This is a genomic window from Amycolatopsis sp. NPDC043885, assembly GCF_056435685.1.
This window is the reverse complement of sequence record NZ_JBWKEA010000006.1, coordinates 75755-92992: the sequence shown is the minus strand read 5'-3', so window position 1 is coordinate 92992 and position 17238 is coordinate 75755. Positions and strand designations below refer to the sequence as shown.

Genomic DNA, 17238 nt, shown 5'->3' with positions numbered 1-17238 from the left:
CACTGTCCGTGAAGGCCTCCTTCCCTACTTTCAGGGTAGGGAAGGAGGCCTTCACGGACAGCGGTGGTTGCTGGATCGTTGAACGATCTGGCACTATCGGCGAGGTGCCTGCACCCACCGGAGCCCAGCATCTCGCCGACGCGCTGACCGCTCTGGGGACCGAAGTCGTCTTCGGTCTCCCCGGCGTGCACAACCTGCCGTTATGGGAGGCGCTGGCCGATACGGACATCCGGCTCGTCGGGGTCCGGCACGAGCAGACGGCGGGGTACGCGGCCGACGGTTACGCCCGCGCCACGGGGAAGCTCGGCGTCGCGCTGGTGACCACGGGGCCCGGCGCCGCGAACACGCTCGCCGCCGTCGGCGAGGCCATGGCGTCGGCCGCGCCGGTGCTGATCATCGCGACCGACATCCCGTCCACGCTCCGGCGGCCGGGCGTGGTCCGCGGCGTGCTGCACGAGTCGTCGGACCAGCAGGCGATGTTCGCGCCGGTCACCAAGGCCGGGTTCACCGTGACGAGCCCCGACCAGGTCGCCGCCACCCTCCATCGCGCGGCCCGGCTCGCGCTCCAGCCGCAGAGCGGGCCGGTCTACCTCGGCATCCCCGCCGACTTCCTGTCGGAGCGGACGCCCGCGCGCCGCCCGCCGCGGTCGCACGCCCGGCCGTCCGAGATCCCGGAACTCACCGAGGCCGAGGCGCTCCTGGCCACCGCCGACCGGCCGCTGATCTGGGCGGGCGGCGGCGCCCTGCGTGCCGAGGCGGGTGAGGCGATCGGGAAACTCGCCGAACGGCTGGCCGCGCCGGTGCTCACCACGTTCGGCGCTCGCGGGCTCCTGCCGGTCGATCATCCCTGCCTCGCCCCGAATCCGGTGCACGCGCCCGAGGTCGGCGCGCTGTGGGACGAGGCCGACGTCGTCCTCGCGATCGGCACCGACTTCGACGGGCTGATGACGCAGAACTGGCTGATGCCGCAGCCGAAGAAGCTCATCGCGATCAACGTCGACCCGGACGACGCGGCCAAGAACTACCGGCCGGACATCACGCTGGTCGGTGACGCCCGGGTGCTCGTCGAGGCGCTGAAAGTCGAGGAACGGCCCGGTATCGCGGCACTCGTCGGCAGGCTCGCCAAGGTCTCCGCCCGGGTCCGGCGGCGGATCAAGGAGGAAGAGCCGCAGGCCGCGGACCTTCTGTCCACTTTGGACGAGGTGCTGCCGCAGGACGCGGTCGTGGTCGCGGACATGTGCGTGGCCGGGTACTGGATCGGCGGATTCCATCGCGTCCGCGCGCCGCGCAAGCTCGCGTATCCGATGGGCTGGGGCACCCTCGGCTACGGCTTCCCCGCCGCGCTCGGCGCGGGCGCCGCGGGCGTCGGCCGCGCGATCTGCGTCAGCGGTGACGGCGGCTTCCTGTTCGGCTGCGGCGATCTGCACACGCTGGCGCAGGAACAGCTGCCGGTCACGGTGATCGTCGTCGACGACGGCGGCTACGGGATGCTCCGTTACGACCAGGATCGCGCCGGGCTGCCGCGCCGGGGTGTCGACTGGGACAGTCCTGATTTCGTCGGCCTGGCGCGGTCTTTCGGGGTGCACGCGGACCGCGTTTCCGGATTCGGGCGCGCGTTCCGGCGGCTGCTCGGTGAGTTCGTCGAGTCCGACGAGCCCAACGTGCTGGTCGTGCGCGCGAAGATGGCGCCCCCGCTCAACACCTCGCCGCGCTGGTACCGCAAGGAATCCCCGTGACCGGGCTCCGCGTCGGCGTGGACATCGGCGGCACGTTCACCGATCTCTGCGTTCTCGGCGAGACCGGCGTCGTCGCCGTCGGCAAGGTGCTGACGACGCACGACGAACCCGCTCGCGCGGTCGAGGAAGGTCTCAAGAGGACACTCGCGGACGCCGGGCTGGACGCGGGCGACGTCGAGCAGTTCGTGCACGGCACGACACTGGTCACGAACGCGCTGATCGAACGCAAGGGAGCGCGTACCGCCCTCCTGGCGACGGCCGGTTTCCGTGACGTGCTGGAGATGCGGCGCGAGCACCGGTACGAATTGTACGACCTGCTCATCGAATTGCCGGCCCCGCTGGTGCCACGGCACCTGCGGTTCGACGTCCCCGAGCGGATCCTCGCCGACGGGACCGTCCACACAGGACTGGACGAGGAGTACGTCGCGCGACTCGGCCGGGAGCTCGACGCCAGGGGGATCGACGCCGTGGCGATCTGTTTCCTGCACGCCTTCACGAATCCCGCGCACGAACGACGGGCGGCCGAGGTGCTGCGGGAGGCCGCGCCCCGGTTACGGGTCGCGCTCTCCAGCGAGGTCGTCCCCGAGATCCGCGAGTTCGAACGCATGTCGACCACGGTCGCGAACGTCTATGTCCAGGACCTCACCGAACGTTACCTGCGTGACCTGGAGAGACGCCTGCACGAGGCCGGGGTGCGGCCGTCACCGCACATCATGCTGTCCAACGGGGGCATCGCGACCGTCGATACCGCCGCGCGCTACCCGATCCGCATCCTCGAATCCGGGCCGGCGGGCGGGGCGCTGGCCGCGTCCGCGATCGGGGCGGCCGCCGGCGTCGAGGATCTGCTGGCCTTCGACATGGGCGGCACGACGGCGAAACTGTGCATGATCTCCGGTGGCGCGCCGCTGGTGACGCACGAGTTCGAAGTGGACCGGAAGTACCGGCTGCTGCCGGGATCCGGGTTGCCGGTCAAGGTACCGGTCACGGACATGATCGAGATCGGGGTCGGCGGCGGCTCGATCGCGCGGATCGACGCGCTCGGCCTGCTCACCGTCGGGCCCGATTCGGCGGGATCCGAGCCCGGCCCGGTCTGTTACGGCCGAGGTGGCACCGAGCCGACCGTGACGGACGCCGACCTCGTGCTCGGTTATCTCGATCCTGGGTATTTCCTCGGCGGCGGAATGACTTTGGACCTCGAAGGCGCGCGCGAAGCGATCCGCTCGAAGATCGCCGGACCGCTCGGAGTCAGCGTCGAAGAGGCCGCCTGGGGCATCCACACCAGCGTCAACGAGGACATGGCCAACGCCGCCCGGGTCCACGCCGTCGAACGTGGCAAGGATCCGGCGAAGCTGCCGATGTTCACTTTCGGTGGCGCCGGTCCGGTGCACGGCGTCGGGGTGGCTCGGGCGCTCGGCGCGCCCGAGGTGGTCGCGCCGCCTGCCGCCGGAGTGCTCAGCGCGGCGGGATTCCTCACCGCGCCGCCGGCGTTCGACTTCGTGCGTTCGGCGCGCTCCGCGGTGCTCGAACTCTCCTGGGAACAGGTCGACGCGCTGTTCGGAGAGATGGAGGCCGAGGGCGCGGAGCTGCTGGAGAAGTCCGGTGTGGACGGTGCGGACGTGACGCACCGCCGGATCGCCGAGATGCGGTATTCCGGGCAGGGCTACGAGATCCGGGTGCCGGTCGAGGGCGGGGACTGGCCGGGGTCGCTGATCGACGCGTTCACCGAGACCTACCGGACGCTGTACCGGCGGACCGGGCCGGACGTCGCGATCGAGGTGCTGAACTGGCGCGTCGTCTCCAGCGGCCCGGCGCCCGAGGTCACGCTGAAACTCGCGCGCGCCGAGGCCGAGGGCGACGCGCGCAAGGGGAGCCGTCCCGCGTACTTCCCCGCCGAAGGTGGCTTTGCCGACACGGCGGTGTTCGACAGGTACCGGCTCAAGCCGGGTGATCGCGTCGAAGGCCCGGCCATTGTGGAGGAACGAGAGTCCACCGTGGTCGTTCCGCCGGATGCGCGCTGTGTCGTCGGCGAGGACGCCGGTCTGGTGGTGACGGTGTGAGCGTCGACCCGATCTTGGTCGGGGTACTGGGAAACCGGCTGCACTCCATCCTGGCCGAACAGCAGAACGCGCTCGTCAACACGGCGTTCTCCTCCGTGGTGCGGGAATCGCTCGACCTCGCCTGCGCGGTGTTCGATTCCCGCGGCGGGATGATCGGCCAGTCCGTCGGCGGGACGCCCGGCCACATCAACGCGATGGCGACCGGGATGCACCATTTCGTCGCCGCGTACCCGCCGGAGACACTGGAACCCGGCGACGTCCTGCTCACCAACGACCCCTGGCAGACGGCCGGGCAGATCAACGACATCACCGTCGCGACGCCGGTGTTCCTGCGGGGGCGGCTGGTCGCGTGGTTCGCTTCCTGTTGCCACGCCCCGGACATCGGCGGGCGCCTGGTCTCCGCCGAGGCCAGCGAGGTCTTCGAAGAGGGCCTGCGCCTGCCGATCATGAAGTTCCTCCGCGCGGGTGAGGTCAACGCGGATCTCGAACTGCTGATCCGCGCGAACGTCCGCACCCCGGAGGAGACCATCGGCGATCTGTACGCCCAGGTCACCGGCAACGAGGTCGGGGCCGCCAGCCTGGTTCGGCTGCTGGAGGAATTCGGGCTCGATTCGCTGGACGACGTCGCCGCGGAGATCATGAACCGCTCCGAGCGGGCGCTGCGGGACGCACTGGCGAAACTACCGGACGGCACCTACACCAGCGAGCTGGTGACCGACGGATCCGACGACGAAGAGGTCGTCCTCAAGGTCGCCGTGACCATCGACGGCGAGGACATCCACCTCGATTTCGCCGGCTCGTCACCGCAGAGCCGCCGCGGGATCAACGTCGTCCTGAACTACACCCGGGCCTATGCCTCGTTCGCGGTCAAGGCGGCCATTTCGCCCGAGGTGCCGCACAACGCGGGTTCGTTCCGGCCGGTGCACGTCACCGCACCGGAGGGCTCGGTGCTCAACTGCACCCCGCCCGCGCCGGTCGCGTCCCGGCACCTGATCGGCCACTTCCTGCCCTCGCTGCTGATCACCGCTCTGCACGAAGCGTTGCCCGGCAACGCCTTGGCGCACAGCGCGGACGCGTTGTGGATGACGATCTGGCGCGGAACCGACGCCGAGGGCCGCGAATTCATGCTCAACGTGTTCCAGACCGGCGGGATCGGCGCGCGGGCCACCAAGGACGGTCTCAGCACCACCGGATTCCCGAGCGGGCTGCGGTCCACGCCGACCGAGGTCATCGAGACGATGGCCCCGCTGATCCAGCGCGAACGCGTGCTGCGCATGGATTCCGGCGGCGCCGGGAGATGTCGCGGCGGCCTCGGCCAGTGCACCACCATGGCCGCCCGCGGCGAGATCTCGTGGAGCGTCAACGGGAACGTCGACCGGGTGCGCCGTCCGGCGTCCGGTGTGGACTCGGGACATGACGGCGCGGTGGGCCGGTTCGAGCTCGCCCGCGGAGCCCTGCCGTCGAAGAGCCGGGTGAACCTGCGCCCCGACGACGTGGTGAACGTGATCCTCCCGGGAGGCGGCGGTTACGGCGACCCACGCGAGCGCGATCCGGCGGCCGTGCTCGCCGACGTCGTCGACGGGTACGTCTCGGTGGAAGCGGCGCGCGAACTGTACGGCGTCGAGGTCACCTATCACGGAGATCCCGAGGCGCTGGTGCGTCTTCCGGAGGACTACGAAGCGGTTTCGTCGAGAGGGAGGAAATGAGCATGGGCCGGCTGGCAGGCAAGGTCGCGGTGGTCTTCGGGGGAGCGCGGGGCATCGGTCTCGCCACCGTGAAGGAGTTCGTCGCCGAGGGCGCGACCGTGTTCTCCAGCGACATCCGTGAGCCCGCGGAAGCCGTCGAAGGCGCCCGTCAGTCCCTTGTGGACGCCACTGACGAAGGCCAGGTCGACGAATTCGTGCGCGGTGTGATCGCCGAAACCGGACGGATCGACGTACTGTTCAACAACGTCGGTATCCACCTCGGAAAACCACTGGTGGACACCACACTGGCGGAGTTCGACAACATCTTCGCGCTGAACGTGCGCGCGGCCTTCCTCGGCACGCGGGCGGTACTGCCGCACATGATCGCGAACAAGGCGGGCAGCATCGTCACGACGTCGTCCAACGGCGGCGTGATGGGCCGCCCCGGCGACCCGGTGTACAACGCCACCAAGCACGCGCTGGTCGGCATGACGAAGTCGATCGCCGTCGCGCACGCGCACCAGGGGATCCGGGCGAACACGGTCAACCCGGGCGCGATCGACACGGACATGCTGCGCGGCACGCTCGCGTCGCCGGAGGACTTCGAAGCCAAGCAACACCAGCTGACCGCGAGCACACCGGCGGCGCGGGTCGGCGAGGCGTGGGAGGTCGCGAAAGCGGTGGTCTTCCTGGCCAGCGACGAATCGCGGTTCGTCAACGGGGTCGCCCTCCCGATCGACGGCGCCAGGGCCGCCGGCGCCATGCCGGGCAACCGGTACAGCCTCGACTTCGAACTCGGTGTCAGGTAAAGCCATGTCCACTCCTGCCGCCGAGGAGACACTGGCCCGCGACAGACCCTTGCTCGAACGGAGCGGGACAGCGGAACGGGTCGCCGAGATCCTGCGCCAGCGCATCACCGAAGGCGTCTTCCCGCCCGGGTCGAGGCTTTCGGAACCGTCGATCAGCGCCGCGCTGGGCGTCTCGCGCAACACGCTGCGCGAGTCCTTCCAGCTGCTGGCGCACGAACGGCTCGCGGTGCACGAACTCAACCGCGGCGTATTCGTCCGCGAACTGACCGCGCAGGATATCTCGGATCTGTACGTGATGAGGCGGGTCACCGAATGCGGTGCGCTGCGGCGCGCGGCCGAACTGTCCACTGTGGATCTCGCGGCGATCGAGGCCGCGGTCCGGGAGGGCCGTGCCGCGGCCGACGAAGGCGACTGGCAGGCCGTCGGGACCGCGAGTATCGCGTTCCACCAGGCGGTGGGCGACCTGGCGGACAGCGAGCGGGTCAGCACTACGATGCGCCAGGTCCTGGCGGAGACGCGGCTGTTCTTCGTGCTGGCGGAGAACACGCGGGCGTTCTTCGAGCCGTTTTTGGAGCGGCACGAGCGGATCCTGCGGGATCTGGAACGGGGGCGCTTCGGACCGGCTGAGACGGCGCTGGAGAAGTACCTGCGGGATGCGGAGAAGCAGCTTCTGGCCGCTTACGACCGCCGGGAGTCGTGAGTGCCGGCGGGCAGATCTTGGGCGTCGCGGCTCCAGACCGGACAGATCCGTGGCGCGAACTGTGCACGATGGAGTGTTCGCGTCCCGGCCGGATCCGGGTGAGGATGGGGGCACGAGCACGAGGAGGAGATCATGGTTTCGTCGGCGTCCGCGCGCAATCCGCTGTGGCACCCCTTCGCGGACATGGGAGCGGTCGACGGCGACCGGCTCGTCATCACCCGCGGTGAGGGTTCCTATGTCTGGGACGATGAGGGCGAGCGGTACTTCGACGCGACAGCGTCGCTCTGGTACGCGAACTTCGGGCACGGGCGCGAGGAGATCGCGCAGGCCGTCGCGGACCAGTTGCGGACGCTCGATTCGTACAACCTGTTCGGCTACAACGCCAACGAGCCCGCGCTGAAACTCGCCGAACGGGTCTCCGCGCTGACCCCCGAACCGGGCTCGAAGGTGTTCTTCGGTTCGGGCGGCGGTGACGTCATCGACACCGCGGTCAAGATCGCCCGTTCGTATTTCGCGCACACCGGGCGCCCGGAGAAGGTGCACGTCATCGGCCGGGTGCAGGGTTACCACGGCACGCACGGTTTCGGCACGGCCGTCGGCGGTATCGCGGCCAACGCGGCGGGCTTCGGTCCGTTGCCGGGCGACATCTCGCATGTGCCCTACGACAGCGCCGAAGCGCTCGAAGCGGAGATCCTGCGGGTCGGGCCGGAGCGGGTCGCGGCGTTCTTCTGCGAACCGGTGATCGGCGCGGGCGGTGTCCTGCTTCCCCCGGACGGATACATCGAGACGGTCGCCGAGATCTGCCGCAAGCACGACGTGCTGTTCGTCGCGGACTGTGTGATCGCCGCGTTCGGGCGGCTGGGTACCTGGTTCGGAATCGACCGGTGGGCCGTGAAACCGGACATGATCACGACCGCGAAGGGCATCACCGGCGGGACGATCCCGCTCGGCGCGCTGATCGTCGCGCCGAGGGTGGCCGAACCGTTCTTCACCGGCGCGCCGGGTGCGCCGGTGTTGCGGCACGGCGCGACCTACGCCGGGCATCCGGTCGCGTGCGCCGCGGGGAACGCGACGCTGGACATCTACGAGCGCGACGGGCTCATCCCACGCGGGCGGGAACTGGAGAAGCCGCTGGCGGACGCGCTTTCCGGGCTCGCTTCGCATCCGTTGGTGGCGGAGGTCCGGTCCGGGCTGGGCTTCCTCGGCGCGGTCGAGCTGAAGGCCGACGTCGTCGAGGCGAACCCCGGCGCGGCGAACCGGTTGCAACGGCTGGCGCGGGACGAAGGCGTCCTCGTGCGGAACCTGGCGAAGGGGATCGCGGTGTCACCGCCGCTGATCGCCGGCGAGACCGAACTCGACCTGCTCGCGACGGCTTTGCCGCGTGCGCTGGACAAGCTCGTCTAGGCGCGGTCACCCCGCGGCGGCGGTCACCTGTGGCTGCCGCGGGAACGCGTTCCGGTAGGCGCCGGGCGAGACACCGACCTGCTTGAGGAAGTGGTGGCGCAGGTTGTTCGCGGTGCCGAGACCGCTGAGTTCCGCGATCCTCTCCACCGGCAGGGCGGTCGATTCCAGCAGGCTCTGTGCCCGGGAAAGCCGCTGGGTCAGCAGCCATTGGAGCGGTGTCGTACCGGTCGCCTGCTGGAGACGCCGGTAGAAGGTCCGGCGGCTCATCATGGCGCGCCGGGCGAGATCTTCGATCGTCAACGGCCGGTCGAGATGTGCCCTCGCCCAGTCGAGCACCGGTGCCAGCCCCTGATCGTCGGTGGCGGGAACGGAGAGATCGATGAACTGGGCCTGTCCGCCCGGCCGGTGCGCGGGCACGACCATCCGGCGGGCGAGCTGGTTGGCCACATGTGCCCCGAGGTCGCGCCGGACCAGATGCAGGCACAGATCGAGGCCGGCGGTCATCCCGGCGCTGGTGAGCACGTCGCCGTCGTCCACGTAGAGCACGGAGTCGTCGACCTCGACCTCGGGGAACCGCTCGGCCAGCTGTGCGGTGTGCATCCAGTGCGAGGTCGCTCGACGGCCGTCGAGCAGCCCGGCCTCGGCGAGGGCGAAGGCGCCGGAGCACAGGGAAACCATCCGCGCGCCCGCGTCGTGGGCGCGCCGTAACGCGCTGATCAGCTCGGGTGAGACCGGTGCGCCGTCGCTGAGAACCTCGTCCGGTACCGACGACACGATGACCGTCTCGGCGCCGACGATGTCGTCGAGCCGGTACGGGGTGCGCAGCGCGAACCCGGGGGCCGCTTCCGCGGCGCGGTCGCCGGTTCCGCACAACCGCAGGTCGTACCAGGGATCGGCGAGATCGGGCTGGGGCATCCCGAAAACGGTGGCGGGGATGCTCACCTCGTACAGGTCCCAGAAGGCGATCCCGATCTCCTCGGGGACGACCAGGGCGACCGAACCAGCGCTCATGGCCACATCCTATGGCACGAATTTGGTGTTTCCGGTCATCAGTGTCACTGGCAGCGCGAAGTGCCGGCCACGAGGCTGGTCCCATGAGTACAAAACCTGAGCGCGTCACCGTGATCGGCCTCGGCAACCTGGGCCACGCGCTGGCTGAAACCTTCTTGCGCCAAGGGCTTCCCACGACCGTTTGGAACCGCGACGCCACCAAGGCGGACGCGCTCGTCGCGGCAGGCGCGACGGCGGCGGCGACCGCCGCGGAGGCGATCGCGGCGGGCGACCTCGTGATCGTCGCGCTGCTCGATGCCACCGTCGCCCGGCAGGTCCTGACGACGGCAGGCGATGCCGTCGCCGGGCGCGCGCTGGTCAACGTCACCTCCGGTGGGCCGGAGGACGCGCGGGAACTGGCCACCTGGGCGGCTGAACACGGCGCGCGGTACCTGCACGGAGCCGTCTACGCGGTGCCGCAGACGATCGGCACCGCCGGATCGTCGATCAGCTACAGCGGTGACCAGGCCGTTCACCGGCGTTGGCAGCCGAAGCTGGATCTGTTGGGGAAAGGCACTTTCCTCGGCGCCGACGCCGGTCTCGCGTCGGGCTACGACGTTGCGATCCTGGCCGGGATGTACGGCATGATCGGCGGTTTCCTGCACGCCACGGCGATGGCGTCGGCGGCCGGGGTGCGCGCCACCGAGCTGACGCCGATGCTGCTGTCCTGGCTGGCGGATTCGTTCCCGGCGCTGACCACCTTCGCCGAGGAGATCGACCGCGGCGGATACACCGGTGGCGAGTCCAGCCTGGCCATGAACCAGGCGGGGCTGAGCACGATCATCCGGGCCAGCGGGGCGCTGGACGTTCCGGCGGACACCCTGCTCCCGATCAAGGACCTGATCGACCGGCAGATCGCGGCCGGACACGGCGCGGCCAGCCTCTCGCGTGCCGTCGAGTCCTTCCGGAGCGCCGCATGAGCACGACGACCCGGGACTTCGGTGAGCTGGAAGCCGAGTTCGACACCTACGTCGGAGCCATCAACTACGCCACGATGGTGACCGTCGACGCCGAGAACCGCCCGCGAACCCGGGTGCTCATCCCGGTGTGGGAGACGGTGGACGGTCGTCCGCTCGGCTGGCTGGCCACCTATCGGACCCCGGTGAAGGCGGCCCATCTCGAGGGCAACCCGCATACCAATTTCTCTTACTGGGCGCCGGGGAACAACTCGGTGGCGGTCGACGCGGTGGCCGTCTGGGACAACGAGCCCTCGGTCAAGGAGCATGTGTGGGACCTGTATCGCAAGACCAGCCCACGCGGCGCCGGCTACCCCCTCGGCAATTTCTGGCATGCGCCGTCCGATCCGCGGCTGCATGTGCTGCGCCTGACGCCGTGGCGGATTCAGGTGATCCGCGGTGCCGACCTGCGCAGCCGGATCTGGCGAGCGGACCGGAACGAGTAGCCGGGTCGTCGTGGGTGTTCCGGGCCGCCGGAACGACCTGGAACACCCACGACCTCCTGCCACGCCTCACGCGAGGCGCGACGCGCACGAGGGCCGCGCGCTCGGTCATGAAGGGCACAGCCGACGGGACCAGGTCCCTTCATGACACCCCCAGTGGCGGGCCCTCGCGGGCCCGCCTCAGGAAAGGCAGAGTTCGTTGCCCTCCGGGTCCGCGATGGTGATCCACTCCGCGGGCCCTTGCTTGCCGCGGTGCAGGAACGTCGCACCGCGCGCGGTCAGCCGCTCGAGCTCGGCCTCGATCTTGTCCGCCCCCATCCGGATGTCGAGGTGCAGGCGGTTCTTGACCGTCTTCCCCTCCGGCACCAGCTGGAAGAGGAACCGCTGCTTGGTCTCGGGGTGGACGATCGCCGCGCCGTCCTTCCACACCAGGACGCCGTTGTGCGTGGTCGTCGCCTCTTCCGGGGCATATCCCTTGGCGACCATCTCGCGGATGAACTCCTCATTGCTCCGCTCGACCTGCCAGCCGAGCATCTCGGCCCACCAGTCGGCGAGGTCGTGCGGATGAGCGGAGTCCACGGTCACCTGGAAGTCATACGCCATACCGGCACATTAACGACCCGCCCCGACAATTCCGGGCGGTCATGCCCGCTGACCACGGTGAACCGCCATTTGTCGACCCCGCCGCCGATGATCTCGGCGTAGCGCCGGGCACCGTCCGCGTTGGCGAAGCGCACCTGCTGCCCGTTGGTGAGATGGGTGATCTTGACCGCCATCCGTGCCTCCCTGAAGTCCGGTGCCGGCCCGCGGAGCTTCCCCCTCCGGGGCCGGCGCCGACAGTAGAACACATGTTCGACACTGGTCGCCAACCCAGCCCCCCGCGCGGGTCATCGACGCATGGTCACCCGTGGCCACGCGTCCAGGCCACGGGCGATTTCGTGGTCCCGGACGGCACGCAGGCCCTCTGTGAGGGTCTCCTCGTCGAGCGTCGCGAAGCCGAGCTGGGCGTAGTACGGCGCGTTCCACGGCACCTCGGCGTACGTCGTCAGCGTCAGCCCGGCGAGCCCTTCGCGCGAAGCCCACTCCGCGGCGTGCTCGATCAGCCGCCGCCCGAGGCCCCGGCGCGCGTGATCCGGGTGGACGGACACCTGCTCGATGTGGCCGTGGCCGTCGACGACCTCGGCGAGCAGGTACGCCACCGGCCCGTCGCCCGCGTCCCACACCCAGGCCCGGCCCGCGCGCTGGAAGGTCGTGAGGTCCGCGATCGATGGCGGGTCGTCGTCGGCGATCGCGGCCATGCCGAGCGCGCGGAACGGTTCGCCGGCGGCGCGTTCGATGTCCTGGAGTACGGGAAGGTCTTCGGAGGTGGCGAGTCGGATCACGGATCGAGTTCTACCTCGCCGCGGCGCGTGGAGGCGCGTGAATTAGGGGCTTCGGCGGGGGACACGCGTGTTTGGAGGGCGATCTCGCGTGATTGGGGAGCGATCTCGCGTGATTGGAGGGCGATCTCGCGTGATCAGAGGGCGAACGATGAGACGGCGCGGTGGATCCTTCTCGCGTACGACTGGAGCGCGACGATCGCGGCCCGCTTCGCGGCGTCGCCGATCCGGGTGGCGGGGGCGGCCAGTGTCAGCACCGCGGGCCGGTGCCCGGTGCTCGGGATCGGCACGGAACACGACCAGACGCCGTCGTCCAGCTCGCCCCAGCTGACCGCGAACCGGTTCGCCCCGGCGCGTTTGACCTCTTCCCGCACGCTCGGGCCGCGGCGCTGGACGATCGACGAAAGGCGCCTTTCGCGTTCGCCCTCCGGCAGCATGGCGAGCAGCATCTTGCCCGACGCGCCGGTGCCGAGCGGGACTGAATGCCCCGGCTGGAAGGTGAAGCGCATCGCGCGTTCGCATTCGACCCGGTCCGCGCAGACCGCGGATTCGCCGAAATGCTGGAACAGCAGCACTGTCTCGCCGAGGTCGCGGGCCGCCTCCTCCATCGCCGGACGGGCCAGCCGGGCGAGGTCGTTGGCCAGTTGCGCGGCCCGCGCGAGCGGCATCACCTGGCTCGTCACGTGGTAGCGCCCCGTCCGGCCCTCCTCCAGGAGCTGGAGTTCCTTCAGCAGCGCGACATAGCGATAGGTCGTGGCGACCGGGGTGCCGATCCTCGCCGCGAGCTCGGCGACGCTCGCGTCCCAGCGGCGTTCGGAAAAGGAGAGCAGCAGCTGCAGTACTTTGCGCGAGCTGCTGGCGCCGGGGGTGCGTTTCGGCGGGGCGGTGGTGTCCAGGGATCGTGCGGCAGGCGTCATCTCGACCTCTCGCCGGAGAATCACGAAGAGTCAAGAAACTAGCACATTGTGTGAATTGCCGACCAGGGTCTTTGGTCCACGAACAAGCGGACTTCTTGCTAGGTTCGGCCCATGGAAAAGCCCTTGGCAGGCAAGATCGCGTTGGTCGCCGGGGCGACTCGCGGGGCCGGGCGGGGAATAGCGGTCCAGCTGGGCGCCGCGGGCGCGACCGTTTACGCGACCGGTCGCAGTACCGGTTCCCGGCGATCGGAAATGAATCGCCCGGAGACGATCGAGGAGACCGCGGCGCTCGTCGACGAAGCGGGCGGGCGTGGGATCGCGATCGGTGTGGACCATTTGGCGGCGGACCAGGTCCGCGAACTGGTGGAACGGATCGACGCCGAACAGGGCGCGTTGCACGTGCTGGTCAACGATATCTACGGGGCGCCCATCGAATGGGGCAAGACGGTCTGGGAGTCCACTTTGGACGTCGGGCTGCGGACGCTGCGGCTCGCCGTCGACACCCATGCCATCACCAGCCATTTCGCGCTCCCGCTCATGATCAGGAATCCGGGCGCGCTGGTCGTCGAGGTCAACGACGGGACCGCCGGGTACAACTCGGAGAACTACCGGGTTTCGTTCTTCTACGACCTCGCCAAGACCGCGGTGAACCGGATGGCGTTCGCGCTCGGGCACGAGTTGGAACCGCATGGCGGTACCGCGGTGGCCGTCACGCCGGGCTGGTTGCGTTCCGAAGCGATGCTCGACGCTTATCGGGTGACCGAAGAGAATTGGCGGGACGCGACGAAGGTGCAGCCGCATTTCGCCATTTCTGAAAGCCCGGCGTTCGTCGGCCGGGCGGTCGCCGCACTGGCCGGTGACGCGGAAGTCGCCCGCTGGAACGGGAAATCGGTGTCCAGTGGCGAATTGGCGAAGGAATACGGATTCACCGACCTCGACGGCAGCCGTCCCGATTGCTGGCGCTATCTCGTCGAGGTCCAGGACCCCGGTCTGCCCGCGGACGTCACCGGCTACCGCTGAACCTCCCGGCGCAGGAACGGCGTGAGCAGGCCGGGGGCGGCCTGCTCCGCCATCGCCAGCCCGGCCGATTCGCCGACGTCGACCACCTGATAACCGCCCTTGCCCGCCGCGATCGGGGCCGTCACGGTGATCAATCCGGCACGGCGCTGGAAGAAGGAACGGCTGACGACGACGCCGGTGACCCCCTCGCGCCGGATCGCCACCGTCGCCCGCGCCAGGGAACCCGATCGGCTGACCAGGTACCGCCCGACGATCGCGTGGCCGAGGTTGCGGTGGCGGTCCCAGCCCACCAGCGCGGCGAGCGGGACCAGGCCGAGCGCGACCTGCCACATCCACGACGGCAGGAAATCGATCCACGCCAAGCCGAACAGGGTGGCGGCCAGGATCAGCACGCCACCCACCGCGCGGGTGAGCCGCCTGGTCAGCGCCCGCCACGGATGCCGGTTCAGCGGGACGGTGGCCGGGTCGAAGTTCTCCCGCAGCACTTCGGCCGCGACCTCGTGGACCCGGCCGACGGGCGCCGGCGGCAGCAGAAGCCCACCGCCCTTGTCCCCGCCTTTGCCCTCACGCAGCCCGCCCACGATCGCGGTGAGCCGCGCCCCGCCGGCGATCCGCAGCGGCAGGGGCTCCTTCACCTCGACGCCGCGAAGCCGGTCTTCTTCGATGGACACCGAACGCGTGGTGATCAGCCCGCGCCGGACGTGCAGGGTGCCTTCCGTCTCCCGGGTGAGCTTGAAGTTCCAGAACGACAGCACGTAGCCGCCGACGGAGAGCAGGGAGACGACCACGAGCAGGGCGACCGCCGCGACGACCACGATCAGCCACACCGCCGTGTTCGCCAGATCGTCCATGAGATCCCGCAGCGGGCCGACGTTCTCCGGGGCGATGTTCAGCTGGTGCGCGAAATGCCAGACCGCGGCGAAGATCGCGCCCGCCACGGCGAGCCCGGACAGCGTGAACGGCGAGTACCGAACCCATTTGCGGTCGACCTCGGCCACGACCTGCTCGGGAGGCGGGGCGGTCTCAGTGGTCTCCTTGCGGTGCAAGAGAACCGTGCGCAGCCGGTGGGCCTCGGCCTGGCTGACGGCGTCGAGCACCAGCTGATCGCCGTTCGCGCCCTGGGCGGGCGAATGCCGTCCGGTGCCGATGCGCACGGCGCTGAGGGAGAACAACCGGTGCTTGGGTTCCGAGGTGACGTCGACCGTGCGCACCCGGTCCAGCGGGATCGCGCGATGCTTGCGCAGCAACAGTCCCGTGGTCCATTCCACCTGGCCGTCGGCGATGCGGTACCGGGAAGTGAGCACGTGCGAGACACCGACGAGCACGGTCAGCGCGGTGACGCCGAGCCCGAACCATTCCCAGCCGTTGCCCCGGCCGAGGACCACCGTCCCGATCAGCACCGGCAGTGATTTCACGACGTCGAGCACCGGCCTGATCAGCAGCATCCGGCGATCGAGCCGGCGCCACTGGCCGACGGCGGCGTCCGGTGGTGCCTCGGTGCTCATGTCGCGTCACCGGGAGTGGCCTGCGTGGTCTTCGTGAGTTCCGCGGCGAGCTTCAGCGCTTCGGCGTGGTCGAGACCGGCGATCTTGACCGGACCCGCGGCCGACGCCGTCGTCACGGTGATCTTCGCCAGCCGGAACAACTGCTCGACCGGGTCGCGTTCGATGTCGACGGTCTGGATCCGCGAGATCGGCGCGATCCGCCAGTCCTGGCTGAGCCAGCCTTCCTGGGTGTACACGGCCTCGCCGGTGACCTCCCAGCGGTGGACCCGGTAGCGCCACTGCGGCATGACCAGCAGATGCAGCGGCGCGACCACGCAGGAGATCGTCAAGGTCACCGTGAGCCACGTCGGCGCGTCGTCGCTCGTGATCACGAACACCGCCTGCGCGCCGATGAGGATCACCCAGCCGACCGCGGCCCACACCGTCCAGTAGCCGATGGCGCGCCTGCTCACCCGGTTGGCGGGCGGGCGCAGGCCGAGCGTCTCTTCTGTCACCCCTCCAGCCTGCACCACGTCCGAGTGGACCGCCCACGACAGCTGTCACGGACCGATAGGATCCAAGCCACCGTCGGCGGAATGGATACCCCCTATCGGGGCGTTGCCACCTGCTAGACGGTCGTACCCACGAAACCTGGAGGATCTGGTGGCGCTGGACCCGGAAGACCTGTACGAGGTGGACTCGGACGTCCCTGACCTCGGCGGGGCCGTGCTCCTGCACTACTTCGACGGCTTCATGGACGCGGGTTCGGCGGGCAAGCTCGTCGCCGAGCAGCTGCTGAACTCCTCCGAGCACCGGGTGATCGCGCGCTTCGACGTCGACCGCCTCATCGACTATCGCTCGCGCCGCCCGGCGATGACCTATTCGATCGACCACTGGGAGGCCTACGACGCCCCCGAACTGGTCGTCCACCTGCTGCACGACGCCGACGGCGTGCCGTTCCTGCTGCTCACCGGGCCGGAACCGGACCACGACTGGGAGCGGTTCTGCGCGGCCGTGCGCGGGCTGGTCGAACGCTGGGACGTCCGGCTCACCACCGGTTTCCACGGCATCCCGATGGGCGCGCCGCATACCCGCCCGCTCGGCGTGACCGCGCACGCGACGCGGAACGAACTCGTCGGCGAACACCGTCCGCTGCCGAACCGGATGCAGGTGCCGGGCAGTATCGCCGGGCTGCTGGAGTTCCGTTTCGGCGAGTGGGGGCACGACGCGTCCGGGTTCGCGGCGCACGTGCCGCACTACCTGGCGGACTCGACGTACCCGAGCGCCGCGCTGAACCTGCTCGGCGCCGTCGCCGCGGCGACCGGGCTGAACCTGCCGGACGGGGACCTGCGGGAGGCCTCGCACGAGGCGGAGGCCGAGATCGCCCGCCAGGTCGCCGGATCGGAGAAGGTCGCCGACGTCGTACGCGCGCTGGAGCAGCAGTACGACACGTTCATGGAGGCGTCCGGCAAGGAGAGCCTGCTCGCGGAGTCGGTCGAGCACATGCCGACCGCCGAGGAACTGGGCAACCAGTTCGAGCGGTTCCTGGCCGAGCAGAACGGCGGGGAGACCCCGGAGCGCTGAGGGCTCCAATAGCG

17 protein-coding genes are annotated in these 17238 nt (G+C 69.8%); 10 read left to right on the top strand and 7 right to left on the bottom strand.

The features are described from left to right. The first annotated feature begins 104 nt into the window (after positions 1–104). From AC069I_RS19870 to AC069I_RS19845, 6 genes are all read left to right on the top strand, one after another. Positions 105–1736: a thiamine pyrophosphate-binding protein gene (locus tag AC069I_RS19870; protein WP_478226391.1), complete on the top strand. Its 1632-nt coding sequence runs from the start codon at positions 105–107 to the stop codon at positions 1734–1736. Beyond that, complete coding sequence (locus AC069I_RS19865) at positions 1733–3793, top strand: hydantoinase/oxoprolinase family protein (protein WP_478226392.1); 2061 nt, start codon at positions 1733–1735, stop codon at positions 3791–3793. The genes AC069I_RS19870 and AC069I_RS19865 overlap by 4 nt, the downstream gene beginning before the upstream one ends. Then, positions 3790–5499: a hydantoinase B/oxoprolinase family protein gene (locus AC069I_RS19860; protein WP_478226393.1), complete on the top strand. Its 1710-nt coding sequence runs from the start codon at positions 3790–3792 to the stop codon at positions 5497–5499. Before AC069I_RS19865 ends, AC069I_RS19860 begins: the two co-directional genes overlap by 4 nt. A gap of 2 nt (positions 5500–5501) precedes the next feature. Further along, on the top strand, positions 5502–6287 hold the full coding sequence (locus tag AC069I_RS19855) for an SDR family NAD(P)-dependent oxidoreductase (protein WP_478226394.1): 786 nt from the start codon (positions 5502–5504) through the stop codon (positions 6285–6287). A 4-nt stretch (positions 6288–6291) separates the two neighbouring features. Beyond that, complete coding sequence (locus AC069I_RS19850) at positions 6292–6987, top strand: GntR family transcriptional regulator (RefSeq protein ID WP_478226395.1); 696 nt, start codon at positions 6292–6294, stop codon at positions 6985–6987. Positions 6988–7119: 132 nt separating this feature from the next. Beyond that, positions 7120–8391 (top strand): aminotransferase family protein, encoded by a 1272-nt coding sequence (locus AC069I_RS19845; RefSeq protein WP_478266160.1) that lies wholly within the window; start codon positions 7120–7122, stop codon positions 8389–8391. Positions 8392–8397: 6 nt separating this feature from the next. Here the strand turns inward: AC069I_RS19845 and AC069I_RS19840 are convergent, their stop codons facing one another. Next, a complete protein-coding gene (locus AC069I_RS19840; protein WP_478226397.1) occupies positions 8398–9402 on the bottom strand; it encodes a GlxA family transcriptional regulator in 1005 nt (334 codons plus the stop codon). An 83-nt stretch (positions 9403–9485) separates the two neighbouring features. Between AC069I_RS19840 and AC069I_RS19835 the strand changes: the two genes are divergently transcribed. Beyond that, positions 9486–10361, top strand: a complete 876-nt coding sequence (locus AC069I_RS19835) for an NAD(P)-dependent oxidoreductase (RefSeq protein ID WP_478266159.1) — start codon at positions 9486–9488, stop codon at positions 10359–10361. Next, positions 10358–10843, top strand: a complete 486-nt coding sequence (locus AC069I_RS19830) for a pyridoxamine 5'-phosphate oxidase family protein (RefSeq protein WP_478226399.1) — start codon at positions 10358–10360, stop codon at positions 10841–10843. The genes AC069I_RS19835 and AC069I_RS19830 overlap by 4 nt, the downstream gene beginning before the upstream one ends. A gap of 177 nt (positions 10844–11020) precedes the next feature. Here AC069I_RS19830 and AC069I_RS19825 read toward each other — a convergent pair whose 3' ends face one another. From AC069I_RS19825 to AC069I_RS19810, 4 genes are all read right to left on the bottom strand, one after another. Continuing rightward, positions 11021–11443: a VOC family protein gene (locus AC069I_RS19825; protein ID WP_478266158.1), complete on the bottom strand. Its 423-nt coding sequence runs from the start codon at positions 11441–11443 to the stop codon at positions 11021–11023. Beyond that, positions 11422–11616 carry a hypothetical protein gene (locus AC069I_RS19820; protein WP_020631236.1) on the bottom strand — a complete coding sequence of 65 codons (195 nt, stop codon included), beginning with the start codon at positions 11614–11616 and terminating at the stop codon, positions 11422–11424. Before AC069I_RS19820 ends, AC069I_RS19825 begins: the two co-directional genes overlap by 22 nt. 111 nt (positions 11617–11727) lie before the next feature. Then, positions 11728–12222, bottom strand: a complete 495-nt coding sequence (locus AC069I_RS19815) for a GNAT family N-acetyltransferase (protein WP_478226401.1) — start codon at positions 12220–12222, stop codon at positions 11728–11730. Positions 12223–12356: 134 nt separating this feature from the next. Then, entirely contained in the window at positions 12357–13136 is a 780-nt protein-coding gene (locus tag AC069I_RS19810; RefSeq protein WP_478226418.1) for an IclR family transcriptional regulator, read from the bottom strand. A 111-nt stretch (positions 13137–13247) separates the two neighbouring features. Between AC069I_RS19810 and AC069I_RS19805 the strand changes: the two genes are divergently transcribed. Next, positions 13248–14156, top strand: a complete 909-nt coding sequence (locus AC069I_RS19805) for an SDR family oxidoreductase (protein WP_340683817.1) — start codon at positions 13248–13250, stop codon at positions 14154–14156. On the opposite strand, the gene AC069I_RS19800 is transcribed toward AC069I_RS19805, so the two are convergent. Further along, the gene (locus AC069I_RS19800; RefSeq protein ID WP_478266157.1) at positions 14147–15661 is read right to left on the bottom strand and encodes a PH domain-containing protein; all 1515 of its coding nucleotides are present in this window, start codon (positions 15659–15661) and stop codon (positions 14147–14149) included. The two genes, AC069I_RS19805 and AC069I_RS19800, sit on opposite strands and share 10 nt — an antisense overlap. Further along, complete coding sequence (locus AC069I_RS19795) at positions 15658–16197, bottom strand: PH domain-containing protein (RefSeq protein WP_478226419.1); 540 nt, start codon at positions 16195–16197, stop codon at positions 15658–15660. Before AC069I_RS19795 ends, AC069I_RS19800 begins: the two co-directional genes overlap by 4 nt. Positions 16198–16303: 106 nt before the next feature. Here AC069I_RS19795 and AC069I_RS19790 point away from each other — a divergent pair, with 106 nt between their 5' ends. Beyond that, positions 16304–17224, top strand: a complete 921-nt coding sequence (locus AC069I_RS19790; protein WP_340683814.1) for a proteasome assembly chaperone family protein — start codon at positions 16304–16306, stop codon at positions 17222–17224. The last annotated feature ends 14 nt before the right edge of the window (positions 17225–17238 follow it).